Below are 15,970 nucleotides of genomic sequence, written 5' to 3'. Positions count from 1 at the left end.
GGGCGATCGTTAAAATCTGGCAAAGTTGAATTGGTAGAAAGAGCGACTCATCAATCTCAGGAAATTCTTGTAGAGGAAGTATTATCTACTTTAAAAGAATTAATTGAGAAAGCATTAACTTAATTTACACTTTTCAGCAATAACTAGAATTTTGGTATTGCTGAAAAATATTTCTGCAAGACAAAGTTTAAGTAAGATGAGGGGGCGGGTGTTAAATTCAAAGATGTAGATTTAATTGGAATTCCCTATCGAATAATTACGGGGCGATCGTTAAAATCTGGCAAAGTTGAATTGGTAGAAAGAGCGACTCATCAATCTCAGGAAATTCTTGTAGAGGAAGTATTATCTACTTTAAAAGAATTAATTGAGAAAGCATTAACTTAATTTACACTTTTCAGCAATAACTAGAATTTTGGTATTGCTGAAAAATATTTCTGCAAGACAAAGTTTAAGTAAGATGAGGGGGCGGGTGTTAAATTCAAAGATGTAGATTTAATTGGAATTCCCTATGGAATAGTTATGGGGCGATCGTTAAAATCTGGCAAAGTTGAACTGGTAGAAAGAGCGACTCATCAATCTCAGGAAATTCTGGTAGCCGAAGTATTATCTACCTTAAAAGACTTAATTGAGAAAGCCTTAAAATGATTTTTTCATCCTGGAAAAATTCAACTTTGATTTTTATATTGTTAACTATTGCTGTTTTTATATTCATAAGTTTCAGCAGTAGTTTTCAGCTATGGTTTATCCGTGTATGTTGTTAGGTTCGTGTTTACTAATTATTTTTTTTGTCAATAGCAATCAGGAAAATTTGGTATAATTTGGTATGATTTAATATTTTTTAGTGGCAAATGTTGACAGTTACTAAAATAGCAAAAGTTAATTAATTTAGGAATTTGTCTTTGGGTGTTTGTATTAGTTATTAACTATAACACCTTATATCATCCCCTTGATATTAACTCTGCGGAAGTTTATTACTAGCTATTAGTTAATGTTTTGCTAAAGTTAGCTGAACTTGATACACTTAGTCATCCTACTGAGGATTTTGTTGATCCTGATGATGTAAATTTATCAAAATAATTTGATCTAAATCCCCACCTTTTAATCAGTTATCAGTTAAATCTTTTTTATAGTTTTATCAAAAGAATAAAGTAATAATTTAACTTCTGACTTCTTCATTAAAGACTTGAATTTTTTCCTCTCAAATCACACAATCCCAAAAGTCCCAAAATTTATTTAGGTCAAAAATACTAATTTCAATAAGTAACTGCTAATTTCGGCATAATAGAAGTAATATTGTTAATCTAAGAAAAAATTAACACAAAGCTCCTCACTGCCATTGTGCCTAATTCTTAAGGAGGAACAAAATGAAAGAACAAAATCAAACTCGTAATTTATCTGTTGGTCTTGTGGCCAGTGTCTGTACATTGGCAGTCGCGGTGGGTGGTGGCATCGCCTTGTGGACAAATTTCAAATCGGCCAACACAAAAACTTCTAATAATTCCCAGACTCTCACAAACCCCTCCACTCAAAACTCACCTAATCAGACTCTACCTGTTCCACCTCCTGCTACAATTGATTCTCCAGACTCCCAACTATCTCCTTTGTCTATCCAACCAGAGCCAAAAGCAGTTACAGAAAAGACTGTGGAACTATACTGGGTCAAGGATACTGCTGGAGATATTGGTTTAGTTTCCTCTGGGGTAAAAATCAAAGCAGCAGACGAACCGGAAGCTATCTTGACTGCTGCTTTTGACAGTTTATTATCTGGACCAGAAAATACAGATGTCGTGAGTGCCATACCCCAAGGAACCAAAATTCAAGCCTTAACTGTAGAAAATAATGGAGTCTACATTGACTTATCTGAAGAGTTTACTTCTGGAGGAGGTAGTGCTTCAATGATGGGACGTTTAGGACAAGTTATCTATACTGCCTCTAGTTTAGAACCAGATGTGAAAGTTTGGATTTTTGTGGGTGGCAAACCTTTGGAAATGCTAGGGGGTGAAGGATTAGAAGTATCCCAACCTATTACTCGGCAAAATTTTCAACAAGAGTTTCAATTAAATTAAGGGAGTAGGGAGTAGGGAGTAGGGAGTAGGCAAGAAATTGAAAAAGTCAGGGTAGTGGGGAGTAACCAGTTAACTATGGAGTACAAAAAAAAAATTGGGATAATTTATTTTCTGCTATTACCTTTAGATAGGGTTTGCTGATTAAATCTAAAAGCATTTACATATAAAGACTTTAGCCTTTGCATGTGCGAAAAAAGTGCAAGCTTTTTGCGAACCATAGCTCATAATGTGAGAATTTTGAGCAGACAAGGACAGAACAATTAAGGGTCAATTCTTCCAACTACATCCTCTGTAATTCCCGGTTCCTCCTGACTCCTGACTCCAGACTCCTACCCTAATCCATAAGACTTATTCAGAAAACCATATTTAATCAGAATCTCGATTTACAGTATCAGGTGAAAAAGCAGGCAAACAAATAGCGATATATTCTGCTCCCTCTACACCAGGCGTACTATATTTTACCCATTCTCCTTTGCGAGCTATTACCGCTTGGCCAGCATTAACTTCTAATTTTCCACCTTCATATTCAACAAATAGAGTCCCCTTAAGTACCAGGGTAAATTCATCAAATTCTGGCCTTTGACCTGGTTCCATCCAACCACTGGGAGAGTGCATTTGGGCAACGCTAATAGCATCAGTGTGACTATTTACACGACCAATATACTCATCAATTTGCTTAGGTTTATTACCAGTAGATTCAATCCGAGTAGGCTTTTCAATTAATTGTGGCATGATTATTGATATTGATAAACTTTAGTAGGGGCTTGCTGATTAAATCTCAAAATTGACATATAAACGCTTTAGCCTTTTTGGGGTCGAAAAAAGTACCAGGTTTTCGGTGCTTAAAACTCATGTATGTTGGTATGCATGAGCAGACAAGATTCGATATCCCCACCCTCCCCACACTTCCCACACTCCCCCACCTTCCCCGCACTCTGCTTTTTTGAGCAAACCCTAATTGGGGTTAACTAACATTAGAGGTTGATTGTATTCTACGGGTTCTCCATTCTTAATTAAAATTTCCACTATTTGTCCAGATACCTCAGCTTCAATCTCATTCATTACCTTCATCGCTTCAATAATACAAACTGTTTGGCCAGAAGTAATCCGATCGCCCACTTCCACAAAAGCTGATTCATCAGGAGCAGGAGCGCGGTAAAAAGTACCAACAACTGGAGACAAAATTTCTTCAAATTTGTTTGAAGCCGTAGGTGGCCCTGCTGAAGGCATTGCAGCGGTTTTTGACGTAGCTGTTGTTTCCACCGGAGCTACAGTAGGAGAAACTAATTCGGGAGTAGAATGGCTTTGGTCAGGAGAAGGTAATGAGGGGCGATCGCTGAGTGAAGTTCCTTTGCGTATCGTCAGTTCTAAATCTCCACTTTTTAAAGTCAAATCTGAAATATTAGTTTGGTCTATTGCTGTTAGTAGTTCCCGAAGTTGATGTAAATCTAATTGCACAGTTCGTATATCCCCAAATTGGCGTTAAACTAAATTAATTTTGAATCAAAATATAAAGTTTATAGGACTTTCGCACCGAAAACCCGGTTTCTACGAGAAATCCTTATTTTGAAAAATAGACATCTAGGAAATAGGAAAAAACAGAAACAGGTTTTCTGGGTTCTCGTACGTCAGTCCTAGTTGAGCAGAAAGTTGGCATTTATAATTGCACTGTCCTTTCCAGGGAGCGTCATCAGGGAATGCCAATCAAATCAATATTGTGCTTCTCCCAGAAATTTGCTATTATACATAAGGCTGTTAGCCTAGCTGTTTCTAGTAGCTTGGTCAGTAGAGTGAGGTACTGTGGAGCGATCGCAAGACCAGAAAGATGTTTGGTCTCTCAGACTGGTGCTATGTTTCGCTAGCCGATATGAAAACCGTAGCTCCTCTGTTAGGGCAAATAAGACTCAAGACACAAAAGGTAACACAAACCCCGCGTTATCAGGTGAGCTAATCCCGCTTTGTTACGCCATGCCCAACGTCAGGAGGATATCAATTATTGCTTCAGTATAGAAGTAGAAGTGTCAAATGCAAAGTTAGAAATTATAGAACTTGAGAGCAAAAAGCAGGGGATAATCCCCTGCCAGGAAGACTGAAGGAATTCTTGCCAAGCCAAAAGTCAAATAAATTACAATACAGAAATTATTAACTTTTCTTAATTGTGATTCTTGACCCATAATTTTAATTATGGACTTACTTCTGTAAGAAGTCTGCTTTCCTGGAGTTATTCTCTGCCCTGGTAAGAGTCATTTCGGGTATCTATCTTAATACGTTCCCCTTTAGATATAAACAAGGGAACCATAATTTGAGCACCTGTTTCCACAGTAGCGGGTTTACTACCACCAGTAGCAGTATCTCCTTTAACGCCAGGGTCAGTTTCAATTACTTCTAATACTACGGAGTTTGGCAGTTCCACTTCTATTACTTGTTCGCCCCACTTAATGACATTGACCTCCATACCCTCACTTAGGTATTTAACACGTTCTCCAATTTGGTCGGAACTTAGGCTGGCCTCTTCATAGGTTTCCATATCCATAAATACAAATTGGTCAGCCTCTTTATAGGTATGCTGCATCACTCTCTTGTCCAAAGTAGCTTGAGGGACTGTTTCTCCAGCTCTAAAAGTTCGCTCCACAACATTACCATTTTGTGCATTTTTGAGCTTTGTCCGAACAAAAGCAGAACCTTTACCTGGTTTAACGTGCAGAAACTCTACTACTCGCCAAACTGAACCATCTAATTCTATAGTCACACCGGGGCGAAAATCATTACTAGAAATCATATAACACCGTGATTGCGGTTTTTAATTATTTCAATTAGAACTTAACATTAGACATCGTACAATACTCTCTATAAATATTTGAAGGAGTTTATCAGTTAGGAGCGAAGATTCGGGAGTCGGAATAATGGTTGAATATTGTGGGAGTAGGAAGGAATTTTTAGCACCTCATCAAAAATCACCTAATTTTTGTCCCTCAAAATCTTATGACTGTGGACAGCCATGTAATATTAGTAAGGGAATAAAAATTCAGAAATATGCTAAATCTGCACAATTTCGTAATTAACACTTGTAAACGTCTGCTTAAAACAGGCATCCTAGCGCTGCTACTCTTTACTTTGTCTGTTGGTATTAGTGCTGCTTGGTGGAACGGTGATAGTACAACAACTCGTCAAAGTCGTTTGCCCCAGGGCGATCCTATTAAGGATGGTAGGGCCTTGTTAAGGTATGCCCTACCGATAGAAAATGAACCTGTGCGTAAAATACAAAGTAGTCTAGAGGATATTTCTAATAGACTGCGGGGTAAACGTTGGACTTCTATTGGTAGTGATATTGCGGCTGCATCTAGGGTTCTCAGCACCAGTAAGTCTAAATTACTAGCTAGTGTGCCTGAATCAAAACAATCTGAGGCAGAGGCCATAATTGCTAAACTCGATCAAGGCATTATTAATATTAGAGAAGTTGTTGAAGCTAAAGACGGGGAACAAGTATTGGAGCAACGGGCAGAACTACTGACATTGGTGGGTCAGCTTGAAGAGTTGATGGTAGAAGGGTTTCCGTTTGAAGTCCCTTCAGAGTTCTCTAATTTACCGCAACTTAAAGGTCGCGCTACTATTGAGATGGAAACTGATAAAGGTTCTTTGACTTTTATTGTTGATGGTTATAGTGCTCCTGTCACAGCAGGTAATTTTGTAGATTTGGTTCAGAGGGGTTTTTATGATGGCCTAGAGTTTATTCGCTCAGAAGAATCTTATGTATTGCAAGCTGGAGACCCCCCAGGTCCAGAAGTTGGTTTTATTGACCCTGATAGTGGTGAGTACCGTAATATCCCATTAGAAATTTTGGTCAAGGGAGATGAGGAACCAATATATAGTTTTACTTTAGAAGAAATTGGTCGTTTTCGGGAACAACCTGTTCTGCCTTTTTCTGCTTATGGTACAGTGGCAATGGCTCGGCCTGAAATTGAAAATGATGGTGGTTCTTCTCAATTTTTCTTTTTCTTATTCCAACCAGAATTAACGCCTGCAGGAGTAAATTTACTGGATGGTCGTTATACGGTTTTTGGTTATGTGGTGGAAGGTAAAAAGGTTTTGGAACAATTAGGTAAAGGAGACAAAATTCTTTCTGCTAAGGTAGTAGCTGGATTGGAAAATCTTGTGGAACCTGAAGCCTAAATTGATTAGGTATAGCGCTACTGTCAAGTCAAAAGTCAAAAGTCAAAAGTTAGAAGTAATTCCTGACTGAGTTTGAGGATTGAAAAATGTCTTAACCTATTTGCGTAGTGCTATAAAATTCGATCTAAAAATTAGGGTAATTGGATAATTTAGCCTTGAAAATTATAGATGATTACAAGACTAAATCACCAATTACTCTAGTTAAATTAACTCAGATAAATTTAAATTTGACGAAATAGGAAAAAAGTTGAGAATAACTAGGGAATTTTATGTCGTTATAGTCTCAGTAGATTGAGAAGTTTTCTAGTTAATTTTTACTTATTAATTCCTTGTCATTCTTACTGAAAAACTAAAGTTTAAAATCTCTCGTTGGCTGCGCCACAAGCTGTAGCCCTACTAGGGAAAAAAAGAAAAAAATGTCTTTTATATCAACCCTCTTCTTTATAATAAGAGGTAATTATTAATTGTTAATTATTAATTATTAATTAATTAAATGGCTATTATAGAATTTGTAATACTTACTGGATTAGGGATTGTATTAGGTGTATTTATAGTTAATATGTCAAATGATAGACAGCAGCAGCGTATTTTAGATGATGCTTTCTATAGATTGTTACAGTTTCAAAATGGTAAAATTTCTCTAATTCAATTAGCTGCTGCTGCTAAAGTTGATGCTAAAATAGCTCAGAAATATCTAGAAAATCAAGTACAAATATTCTCGGCAATTCTAGAAATAGATGAACAAGGAGATACATTCTACAGATTTCCTAAGTTAAGTTTACCCCCTATTTTAGATCAACAACAATGGTGATTTCAGTTATCAGTTATCAGTATTTTTTGATTAGGAATTAGTTATAAATCGAGGTTTTCTAATGGGAATATTTAAGGATAAGGTTTGTCGATAACTTTAAAAACAGATTTATAGCGCTTTTCATAATTAGTAGACGACAAAGTAGGGACGTTTCATGCAACGTCCCTACTACGTTTGGGTTGTGACGATGTGGTTCATCAATTTGAAAAGCGCTGTAAAATGTGGGTAAGGAATGAGCAAGCTGAAAGACCTCTCCCCCAACCCCTCTCCTGCAAGGAGAGGGGAGAGGCACTCCCCCTTCCCTTCTTCCCCCCTTTCAAAGCTATCCATTACCCACATCTTTACTTAACATGAAACTTGACAAAAGAGAGAAGCTATGTGATTACCATAAAATGGATATTTCCCAAGAGTAAATGTATTTAATTAGAGGCTTTTTTGATCTCGAATGCTCTGTTTCTCCCCCCATCTCCCTATCAGAAAAGGGTTTCAAGACTTATGGGTAAAGCATAGCCTTTCAAAGGGGGGAAAGGGGGGATAGGAAAGGGGTTGGGGGGTTAGGTTTTTTGCCCACAATTTTAGTCTGGATACCCTACTATATGATTCTGATTTTGTTAAACTTCTCCTAATCTTTGATAAGGCCAAAAACGAAATATTGCTCTACCTATAATATTTTTTCTAGGCAAAAAACCCCAAACATGAGAGTCGTTACTATTGTTGCGATTATCTCCCATTACAAAATATTGACCTTCTGGAACTTGGAATGAATTTGGCAAAGCATATTCAGGAGGTTCAGCAATATAATTTTCAGCAAGGGGTTGGTCATTAATATATACTATACCATCCTCAATTCTAATGATATCTCCTGGTAGACCTATCACTCGTTTGATAAAAGCTTGATTTTTGGCATAACCGTAGCGTCGTAACTGTTGGGGTGGTTCAAAGACGATGATATCACCTGTTGCAGGTGGATGAAAATTATAAGATACTTTTTCTATTACCAGGCGATCGCCTACTTCTAAGGTTGGCATCATTGAATCTGAGGGTATGTATCTTGGTTCTGCAATTAATATTCTGACTAATAAAGATAAAGATAGAGCGATCGCCAAGACTTTAATATTTTCTTTTTGTTCCTGCCATATTTTTAACCACCAGGGAGTTGTGGAGTTAGTTGCGATCGGTTGATTTAGGGATTCTTTTTCTGATGTCATTTCTATGGTTTTAAATTTGACTATTTCTATTTTACAGGAAAACTCCAGGGAATTAGCATAATTTATCCCTGGAGCAAATACACATAATACAGAATAAAATTTAATTCTATAGGTAGTGGATATCAAGAAACATCAATTAATCACGATTCAGTTATTGCCGATACACCTAACCAGAAAAAGTCATAATATTAGATTACAAAAACTCGACTTTTCCGAGCATATCTTCAGGTTCCAATACTTCCCAAATCAGAATTAACCCGCGTAAAATTTCACCAATTGAAGGACTTCCCTTAATACAATAAGCAATTCCACTATGTGAAAAACCAGCATAATGTAGTCGCAAAAAATCTCTATCCTGAGTAAAAATAACCCGATTTTGATTCGCAGCAAATATCAATTGTTCCTCATCTGAAAGAGAAATTAAATTTGCCTCATAAGTAGTACTTACATCAATCTTTCTTCGTCTTAAACCATCAGCTATGGCATTAGGAGCATTTTCATCCAGATGAAACTTAATCTTTTGCACCATGACTTTCTCTTAACTTTTTTGCCAATAAAGAAGGAGTTTCAGCTTGCTTTGCTCTAGCAAATTCTTCATCCTCCAAAATTTGCTGTCTAATCTCTTCTAAATGGTCGTGATAATAAGTCAAAGCAGCATAAACATCGGCTAAAGTAATACTAGGATATTGAGAGACAATTTCATCTGGTGAAAAACCCATTTTTTCATGGCAAATAACAATATCTTCTACTCTAATTCGATGTCCAGCAATCCGAGGTTTTCCACCACAAATTCCTGGAGTAATTTCAATGTGTTCTGTAATTGTAGATGTTTTAGACATAGCTAATTTTGGAATACAAATAATAGATATATTTTCAAAGACAAAAGTTTATTTAGCGAACTGAGGAAATTTATTTAAGTTTAGGATTCGACATCGTAAATATCTTCTTCTGGTTCGTTCCACTCTGAAAAACCTGTTTCTGCTAGTTCCATCATGGTGAGAGTTTCTAGTCTTTCCTCAAGGTTTTCTATGAGAATTATTTGTTGTTGAATAGGTAACTGAAATATCAGAGCTTTTATTTCTTCTATAGTTGGGTTTGGAGTCATATTTAAGTACAATTATTATTTGGAATTTGCTGGAGAATATGCTCAAAATTGGTGGGATATTAAATTTTAGTTTTTTAATAAGGTTGGTGATCAAGTGATAACTTATGGATAAGAGAATAAATTATGAAGTATTACTCTCTTGCTGTACCTTCACTATTGGAGTAAGTCTAATTATAGTTCGTTCAATTTTTTCTTCTTCTGTTGCTGGATTAACTAAAGTTACCTCTTGAAATATTGCTGAGTATAGATTATCTATTGTTAATTCAATTCCTTGATTTTCCAGATTTTCCCAATCCTCTTTTGATATTGTTCCTGAATATAATTTGTTAGTTCCTGATTCTTCTATTGTGATTTTTTTTGTCTTCTTATCAGCTAATGATAGTCTGCCGTAGATTTCGTACTCTTCTGGTTCTTCTTCTTCCATTTTATTAATAAAATCAATAGTCTTGAGTATATCATCGTAGGCTAATATCACATGACCTCCAGCATTTTCATTTAAAGAACCCCAATCAAAATTAAAGTCTGATTTTATAGGAGCTAAATAAAATAAAAAATAACGATATTTAGAAGCTGCTCTTCTTTTTATCCTTAGTAAAGTTTGTTTTAATTCTGCTTTATCTAACTGATTACTTAACCTCAACAATTCTAAAAATATTTGAGCAATTCTTTCTGGCAATGATCTTTCTAAAAGGTTAAGTTGACCGTTTTCTGCCATAGTAAGTTTGATGCCAAAAGAACCTTGGAAAGTTTCAAATATTGATAACTCTGTTTGGTCTAAAATTTCTTTTGCTATTTTTCCTTTTGTATAAGTATTAGTCAATTCATATTGACCAACTGCATCAAAAAAATCTTGTAATGATATTAATATTTTCCCCATTTGTTTTGCTGATAACTCTCTCTTGTATTTCTCAAATATAAATTTAAACCTCAAACTCAATATTTCACAATTTTTTTGAATTGCTACTTGTTGAGGATTTTTAAGTCCGGCAATAATTTCTGATTTTGGGCGTTCTTCAACTACTTCTAATACTCTAAATACATCATACATTCTGGATGCAAAATCAGCCAATTCTTTTTTTAATGGCAATAAAACAGAATATTTTTTCTGATTCTTGGTAATAGCTAAAATATAAGCTTTATCACCAAGTTTATCCTCCTCTTTCCATCCATTATCTTGAAGATAGTTATAGACAGAAAGTGGGTCTAAATAATTAAATTCTAGAATTTCATTGTTAGAGACTGTCATAACTCTTCCCTGTTATTTATTTTTTCCATAATTTTTGACAAATTATCTGGTGTAAACAAGTTTTTGCGTGATAACTTAACAGTAACAGTTTCCTTATTTTTTGTAGAAGGCTCCCCTTTTAAAGATGCCCAGTAACCACACTTTCTCATTACACACTCTTCTTTAGATATGGTCATCCATTCAGTCAATTTATCCGGAACTAGCACTACTATTAAAATCAAAGGGACTAAACTTTCCCGTCTAAGGGTATCGTAATTTTTTCTAGGTAAAGGAAAGTTAATAGTATTTGCTTTAATTATATTAGTTGAGGCAGTACATTTAACTTGAGCATCCACTTTTGACAAGAAATCTCCAGGGGCTTCTATTGTTAAATCTATTCCTGCATTATCCATAGGTCTAGATTTTTCTTCTACCGAGTACCCAGCTACTGCTGCAACTGCTCTTACATAGGCATAACTAAAGTATTCTTTTTGTGAATTTGTATCCATTAATAAAAATAAATATATTGGCACAACTAATTTAATAAATGTGGGTATTGGACACTTTATAAAAATAACCATAAACTATTAATAATTTATCCATGTTCCCGATCCCCTATATTCTGGAAATGTCTAGTGAAAATGGTTCAAATATTGTAGATTTTTACAACTGCTAAATAAATAATTTTTAGCTTAAGTATTAACCTACCTTAATCTACAAAAAACACCTAAACTACTAATACCATATTTAGATAATTTAGTAATAATAATGTAGGTTGGGTTAAGCGATAGTGCAACCCAACAAAAACTTATATATGTTAGGTAAGTTGGGTTTATCCTACGGATAAGCTGCGCTAACGTCACCTCAACCCAACCTACAAATAGTGGGCAAAAAAGCAAACCCAACATTTACTTCAACCCATCAACTAACTTCTCCCTCGCACTCTCCAACGCTTCCTTCAACTTACTCGGATCGCGACCCCCTGCTTGCGCCAAGTTCGGACGGCCACCGCCTCCTCCTCCACACATTTTCGCTATCCCTCCAATAAATTTCCCTGCTTGCAAACCTTTACTATTCACAGACTTACTAAAAGCAGCAACTAAACTCACTTTCTCCCCAGATGCAGCACCCAATACCACAGCACTCTCGCCCAACTTTTGTTGTAACCGTTCCGCAGCAGTTTTCAACGCCTCCGCATCAACACCAGGCATTTCTGCTACCAATATCTGAAACTCACCTACAGTCTCAGCATCTCCTAATAACTGGTCGGACTTCGCTACTGCTAACTCACCTTTCAAAGCTTCCAACTTTTTCTGCGACTCCTTCAACTCCTGCTGCAAGTTACTCACCCGCTCCGATAATTCCTCCGGTTTTGCCTTAAAGCGATCGCTCAATTCTTTAACCACAACATCTCGGACATTCAAATAATCTAAAACTGCCAGACCAGCAACTGCTTCTATACGTCGCACCCCAGAAGAAATACCAGCTTCAGAAATAATTTTAAACACCCCAATTTCTGCCGTATTATTTACATGAGTTCCCCCACATAATTCCATCGACACTCCCGGATAGTCAACCACCCTTACTACATCGCTATACTTTTCACCAAACATAGCAACAGCTCCTTTTGCCTTTGCCTCATCCAATGGCATTTCTGCAACCGTCGCCGGATGTGCTTCAGCTATCCAACTATTTACCTGAGCTTCCACTTGCTCCACTTCCTCGGGTTTCAACCCCCGGGGACAATTAAAATCAAATCGCAAACGGTCAAAAGATACCAAGGAACCCGCTTGAGAAATAGACTGGTCTACCAGAGACCGCAAAGCAGCTTGTAACAAATGTGTTGCGGTATGGTTTGCTTGCGCTCTGCGACGACAAGCAGCATCTATTTGAGCATTCACTGTCATTCCTAACTGTAACGTACCCCTTTCCACGCGACCGAAATGCACAAAAATATTATTCTGCTTCTGCACATCTTCTATCCGCACGACCACATTATCCCCACTCAGATAACCACGATCGCCTATTTGCCCCCCAGACTCAGCATAAAAAGGAGTTTGGTCAAGTACAATTTGCACTTGAGTACCCGTTTCAGCAGATTCAACCTTTTCCCCATCAGCTATTAACGCCATTATTTGCGCTGGCGACGTTAAATCTGTGTATCCTAAAAATTCAGTTTGGTCAACATCTAATTTCACTCCACCTTCAGCAGTCAAGTCAATAGTTTCGTGTGCTAACTGAGAAAGAATTCGCGCCTGCTCCATTTCCGACTCAAACCCATCGAAATCAACAGTTAAACCATTTTCTTCTGCTATTTCTTGAGTCAATTCTAGGGGGAAACCATAAGTATCATACAACTTGAAAGCATCTTCTCCAGAAATTTGTTTGCTTTTTTGAGTTTCAGATTTTGCCATAATTTCTGCCAACAATTTTTCGCCCCGCTCCAATGTTTCCAGGAAGCGAGACTCTTCCCGTTCCAACTCAGCTTTAATAACGGTTTCCCGTTCCCGAAGATTTGGATAAATATCCTCAGAACGAGCGATCGCTTTCTCAGCAACTTTGGATGTAAATTCCCCAGAAATTCCAATCAAACGACCATGACGAACAACTCGCCGAATTAACCGTCGCAAAATATAACCCCTACCAACATTAGATGCAGTGACACCATCGGCAATTAAATGAGCTACTGCTCGTACATGGTCGCCAATAACTTTGAGGGAAGTTTTGGTTTTGTCGTCACTTTTTGCATAGTCGATACCAGCAATATCCGCAGCAGTTTTAATGATGGGAAAAATCAGGTCAGTTTCATAATTATTCGGCACTTTTTGTAATATTTGCGCCATCCTTTCCAACCCCATTCCAGTATCAATATTTCTGTTTTCCAGTGCCGTGAGATTTCCCTCTGCATCCCGGTTATATTGCATAAATACCAGGTTATAAAATTCAATAAACCTGCTATCGTCTTCCAAGTCAATGTTCTCATCCCCTAATTCTGGATGAAAATCATAATAAATTTCCGAACACGGACCGCACGGACCCGTCGGACCCGATGCCCAAAAATTATCCTCCTCATCCATCCGTTGAATGCGATGTGCAGGGATACCAATTTTGTCGCGCCAAATAGCAAATGCTTCATCATCTTCTCGAAAGACGCTGACAACCAAACGGTCTGGTGGTAAACCGAATATTTTTGTGGAAAGTTCCCAAGCAAAAGCGATCGCCTCCGGTTTAAAATAGTCGCCAAAACTGAAGTTACCCAACATCTCAAAAAAAGTGTGATGTCTGGCAGTGCGACCAACATTTTCAATATCGTTGGTACGGATACATTTTTGGGAAGTAGTCGCGCGGGGATATTTCCGGGGTTGTTGTCCGAGAAATATTGGTTTAAATGGTAACATTCCCGCAATAGTTAGTAATACCGTGGGGTCTTCCGGAACTAGAGATGCACTCGGTAAAATAGCGTGTTCCCTTTGTGCGTAAAACTCGAGAAACTTTTGGCGAATTTCGTTACTTGTGAGTTTTTTTGTAGGCATAATCAAATATAGTGTTAGGTTTTCTAGTTTGAGTTTACAGTGTATTCAGGCAAAATTTTACCTGTTGAAATTTTACAACTTTTATTGTAATAGATATTAGGTGTTATCTGTCATTGCTCAACATAAATTTTCTATAACAGCGGAAATCCTCATCAAGTATTTCCAGAAATTATATAAACTTTTTCCATAACTCCAACCAGGAGGCTTCATCGAATTTTTCGTTCTTATTTTGCATCAGATATATAATTTATTTTAAATCTTTCATTGAATAAATATAGATCTATTTATCAAGATTTAGATATTATTTAATTAAGTAATTGAAAAATATTGATACTTAATATTTGGTTAATATTTTCTTTGATTAGTTTCTATAGATAATTTAATAATTAGGACTTACGAAAATATCAAATAATACACTATTAGTAGGGTTTAACAGCCGTTAAACCCTACTAAATACTCCTCAAGTTAAAAAATAGAAAACAGATCGATATAAGTATGTAAAAAAGGTTAAATTTGTTTGTCTAGTTGTTGCTTAGTTTAAAATTATAGAATGTAAATTTGTAGGCATAAATAGCAGCTTAATATTTCATTAGCTTTAGGACTTAGACAAAACAACCTAGTTCGGTCATTGCGAGTGACAACGAAGCAATCGCGAACGTCGAAAACTCATTACTAATGCGTAAGTCCTGAGCTTTGGAAATTTAAGATAGCATATTTATTGCCAATATTCAGAAACTAAAACATCCCTAAAATAATGCTAACTAACGGACTTATAGAAACCGAACCATTGGAATTAGAGGATATCTTTATTTCTATAGAATCCTTGCCAGAACCTCCTGCTAGTCTTACTGGTACTTTTAATCCTGCAGATTTTATTCCAATTCCAGATAATCCAGTGTTGCAAGTTCCAGATGGATTCACTGTTAATGTTTTTGCTGATAATGTTTTTCCTGAAAGTAGAAATCCTCGTTGGTTAGGAGTTACTCCAACTGGAGACGTGTTAGTAACATCACTTTTCCAGGATCAAATACTTTTACTACGCGATACAGATGAGGATGGTACAGCGGATTTTTCTCAAATTTTTGCCGATGCAGAAAATGGATTAAATCGACCTTTTGGTATGGTTTTTACTGAAGATTTTTTCTATGTGGGAAATACAGATTCAATAGTAAGATATCCTTACAATATCGGCGACACAGAAATTAATGGTACTGGTGAAAAAATCGCCGATTTACCAGGAGGTGGCGCTCATTTTACTAGGAATTTAGCAATTTCCCCAGACGATCGACTTTTTGTTTCTATTGGTTCCGGTTCTAACGCACAAATAGAAGAATTACCCAGAGCATCTGTACAAGTAATGAATCTAGATGGTTCTAATCAACAAACTTTTGCTTTTGGTTTAAGAAACCCTGTAGGTCTAGATTTTCATCCAACCACAGGTCAACTTTTTACCACTGTAAATGAACGAGATGCATTAGGTGATGACTTAGTTCCTGATTATTTTACAGGATTAGAACAAGATGAATTTTATGGTTGGCCTTATGTTTATTTATCGCCAGATTTACCATACCAATTTATAACACAAGAAAATCCTAATTTCGTACCGGAAACTCAAACTCCAGATTTTGTAGCAGAAACTCAAACTCCTGACGTCTTATTTCAAGCGCATTCAGTACCTCTAGGACTCCAATTTTATGATGCTGAAACTTTCCCAGAAGAATATCACAATGGAGCATTTGTGGGCTTGACAGCGGGCGTGAACATGATGCTGCCGAAACTTTCCACGGCCTATCCCGTCTGCAGAAGGATCTGCTTCCAGATCGCGGTTTCATCAAATAGGGTCCATTCGCGG

Annotated in this window: 15 protein-coding genes and 2 pseudogenes; 7 read left to right on the top strand and 10 right to left on the bottom strand. The window is 36.8% G+C overall.

Translation table 11 applies throughout. The features are described from left to right. Nucleotides 1-195: 195 nt before the first annotated feature. The 3 genes and pseudogenes from F6K22_RS06860 to F6K22_RS06850 all read left to right on the top strand — a co-directional run. Nucleotides 196-384: pseudogene (locus tag F6K22_RS06860) on the top strand (His/Gly/Thr/Pro-type tRNA ligase C-terminal domain-containing protein); the annotation flags it as partial. 87 nt (nucleotides 385-471) lie between these two features. Further along, nucleotides 472-645 (top strand): annotated as a pseudogene (locus tag F6K22_RS06855) (His/Gly/Thr/Pro-type tRNA ligase C-terminal domain-containing protein); the annotation flags it as partial. A gap of 719 nt (nucleotides 646-1,364) precedes the next feature. Then, complete coding sequence (locus tag F6K22_RS06850) at nucleotides 1,365-2,066, top strand: GerMN domain-containing protein (protein WP_293094982.1); 702 nt, start codon at nucleotides 1,365-1,367, stop codon at nucleotides 2,064-2,066. A gap of 366 nt (nucleotides 2,067-2,432) precedes the next feature. Here the strand turns inward: F6K22_RS06850 and F6K22_RS06845 are convergent, their stop codons facing one another. Both F6K22_RS06845 and accB read right to left on the bottom strand, forming a co-directional pair. Next, nucleotides 2,433-2,798, bottom strand: coding sequence for a cupin domain-containing protein (locus F6K22_RS06845; protein ID WP_293094980.1), 366 nt, complete (start codon nucleotides 2,796-2,798; stop codon nucleotides 2,433-2,435). A gap of 222 nt (nucleotides 2,799-3,020) precedes the next feature. Next, nucleotides 3,021-3,524 (bottom strand): acetyl-CoA carboxylase biotin carboxyl carrier protein, encoded by a 504-nt coding sequence (accB, locus tag F6K22_RS06840; protein ID WP_293094977.1) that lies wholly within the window; start codon nucleotides 3,522-3,524, stop codon nucleotides 3,021-3,023. A gap of 239 nt (nucleotides 3,525-3,763) precedes the next feature. On the opposite strand from accB, the gene F6K22_RS06835 reads away from it, so the two are divergent. After that, the gene (locus tag F6K22_RS06835) at nucleotides 3,764-3,928 is read left to right on the top strand and encodes a hypothetical protein (protein WP_293094975.1); all 165 of its coding nucleotides are present in this window, start codon (nucleotides 3,764-3,766) and stop codon (nucleotides 3,926-3,928) included. Between the two features lie 359 nt (nucleotides 3,929-4,287). Here F6K22_RS06835 and efp read toward each other — a convergent pair whose 3' ends face one another. Further along, nucleotides 4,288-4,845 carry an elongation factor P gene (efp, locus tag F6K22_RS06830; protein ID WP_293094972.1) on the bottom strand — a complete coding sequence of 186 codons (558 nt, stop codon included), beginning with the start codon at nucleotides 4,843-4,845 and terminating at the stop codon, nucleotides 4,288-4,290. 254 nt (nucleotides 4,846-5,099) lie between these two features. Between efp and F6K22_RS06825 the strand changes: the two genes are divergently transcribed. Both F6K22_RS06825 and F6K22_RS06820 read left to right on the top strand, forming a co-directional pair. Then, nucleotides 5,100-6,236, top strand: a complete 1,137-nt coding sequence (locus F6K22_RS06825) for a peptidylprolyl isomerase (protein ID WP_293094970.1) — start codon at nucleotides 5,100-5,102, stop codon at nucleotides 6,234-6,236. A gap of 493 nt (nucleotides 6,237-6,729) precedes the next feature. Beyond that, entirely contained in the window at nucleotides 6,730-7,047 is a 318-nt protein-coding gene (locus F6K22_RS06820) for a hypothetical protein (RefSeq protein WP_293094968.1), read from the top strand. A gap of 611 nt (nucleotides 7,048-7,658) precedes the next feature. On the opposite strand, the gene lepB is transcribed toward F6K22_RS06820, so the two are convergent. From lepB to alaS, 7 genes are all read right to left on the bottom strand, one after another. Further along, a complete protein-coding gene (gene lepB / locus F6K22_RS06815) occupies nucleotides 7,659-8,255 on the bottom strand; it encodes a signal peptidase I (RefSeq protein WP_293094966.1) in 597 nt (198 codons plus the stop codon). 193 nt (nucleotides 8,256-8,448) lie between these two features. Next, nucleotides 8,449-8,784 (bottom strand): DUF5615 family PIN-like protein, encoded by a 336-nt coding sequence (locus F6K22_RS06810; protein ID WP_293094963.1) that lies wholly within the window; start codon nucleotides 8,782-8,784, stop codon nucleotides 8,449-8,451. Beyond that, nucleotides 8,768-9,094, bottom strand: a complete 327-nt coding sequence (locus F6K22_RS06805; RefSeq protein ID WP_293094960.1) for a DUF433 domain-containing protein — start codon at nucleotides 9,092-9,094, stop codon at nucleotides 8,768-8,770. The genes F6K22_RS06810 and F6K22_RS06805 overlap by 17 nt, the downstream gene beginning before the upstream one ends. Nucleotides 9,095-9,174: 80 nt before the next feature. Next, nucleotides 9,175-9,360, bottom strand: coding sequence for a hypothetical protein (locus F6K22_RS06800; protein ID WP_293094958.1), 186 nt, complete (start codon nucleotides 9,358-9,360; stop codon nucleotides 9,175-9,177). Between the two features lie 121 nt (nucleotides 9,361-9,481). After that, complete coding sequence (locus F6K22_RS06795; RefSeq protein ID WP_293094955.1) at nucleotides 9,482-10,606, bottom strand: hypothetical protein; 1,125 nt, start codon at nucleotides 10,604-10,606, stop codon at nucleotides 9,482-9,484. Further along, on the bottom strand, nucleotides 10,603-11,094 hold the full coding sequence (locus F6K22_RS06790; RefSeq protein ID WP_293094953.1) for a DUF4365 domain-containing protein: 492 nt from the start codon (nucleotides 11,092-11,094) through the stop codon (nucleotides 10,603-10,605). The genes F6K22_RS06795 and F6K22_RS06790 overlap by 4 nt, the downstream gene beginning before the upstream one ends. Before the next feature lie 399 nt (nucleotides 11,095-11,493). Continuing rightward, nucleotides 11,494-14,118: an alanine--tRNA ligase gene (gene alaS, locus F6K22_RS06785; protein WP_293094950.1), complete on the bottom strand. Its 2,625-nt coding sequence runs from the start codon at nucleotides 14,116-14,118 to the stop codon at nucleotides 11,494-11,496. Nucleotides 14,119-14,872: 754 nt separating this feature from the next. On the opposite strand from alaS, the gene F6K22_RS06780 reads away from it, so the two are divergent. Next, the coding region (locus F6K22_RS06780) for a PQQ-dependent sugar dehydrogenase (protein ID WP_293094948.1) at nucleotides 14,873-15,970 on the top strand (1,098 nt) is incomplete at its 3' end.

This window comes from Okeania sp. SIO2F4, assembly GCF_010672385.1.
Lineage (GTDB): Bacteria > Cyanobacteriota > Cyanobacteriia > Cyanobacteriales > Microcoleaceae > Trichodesmium.
Note: the sequence above shows the minus strand (reverse complement) of the source record. Positions and strands in the feature narration are given on the sequence as shown.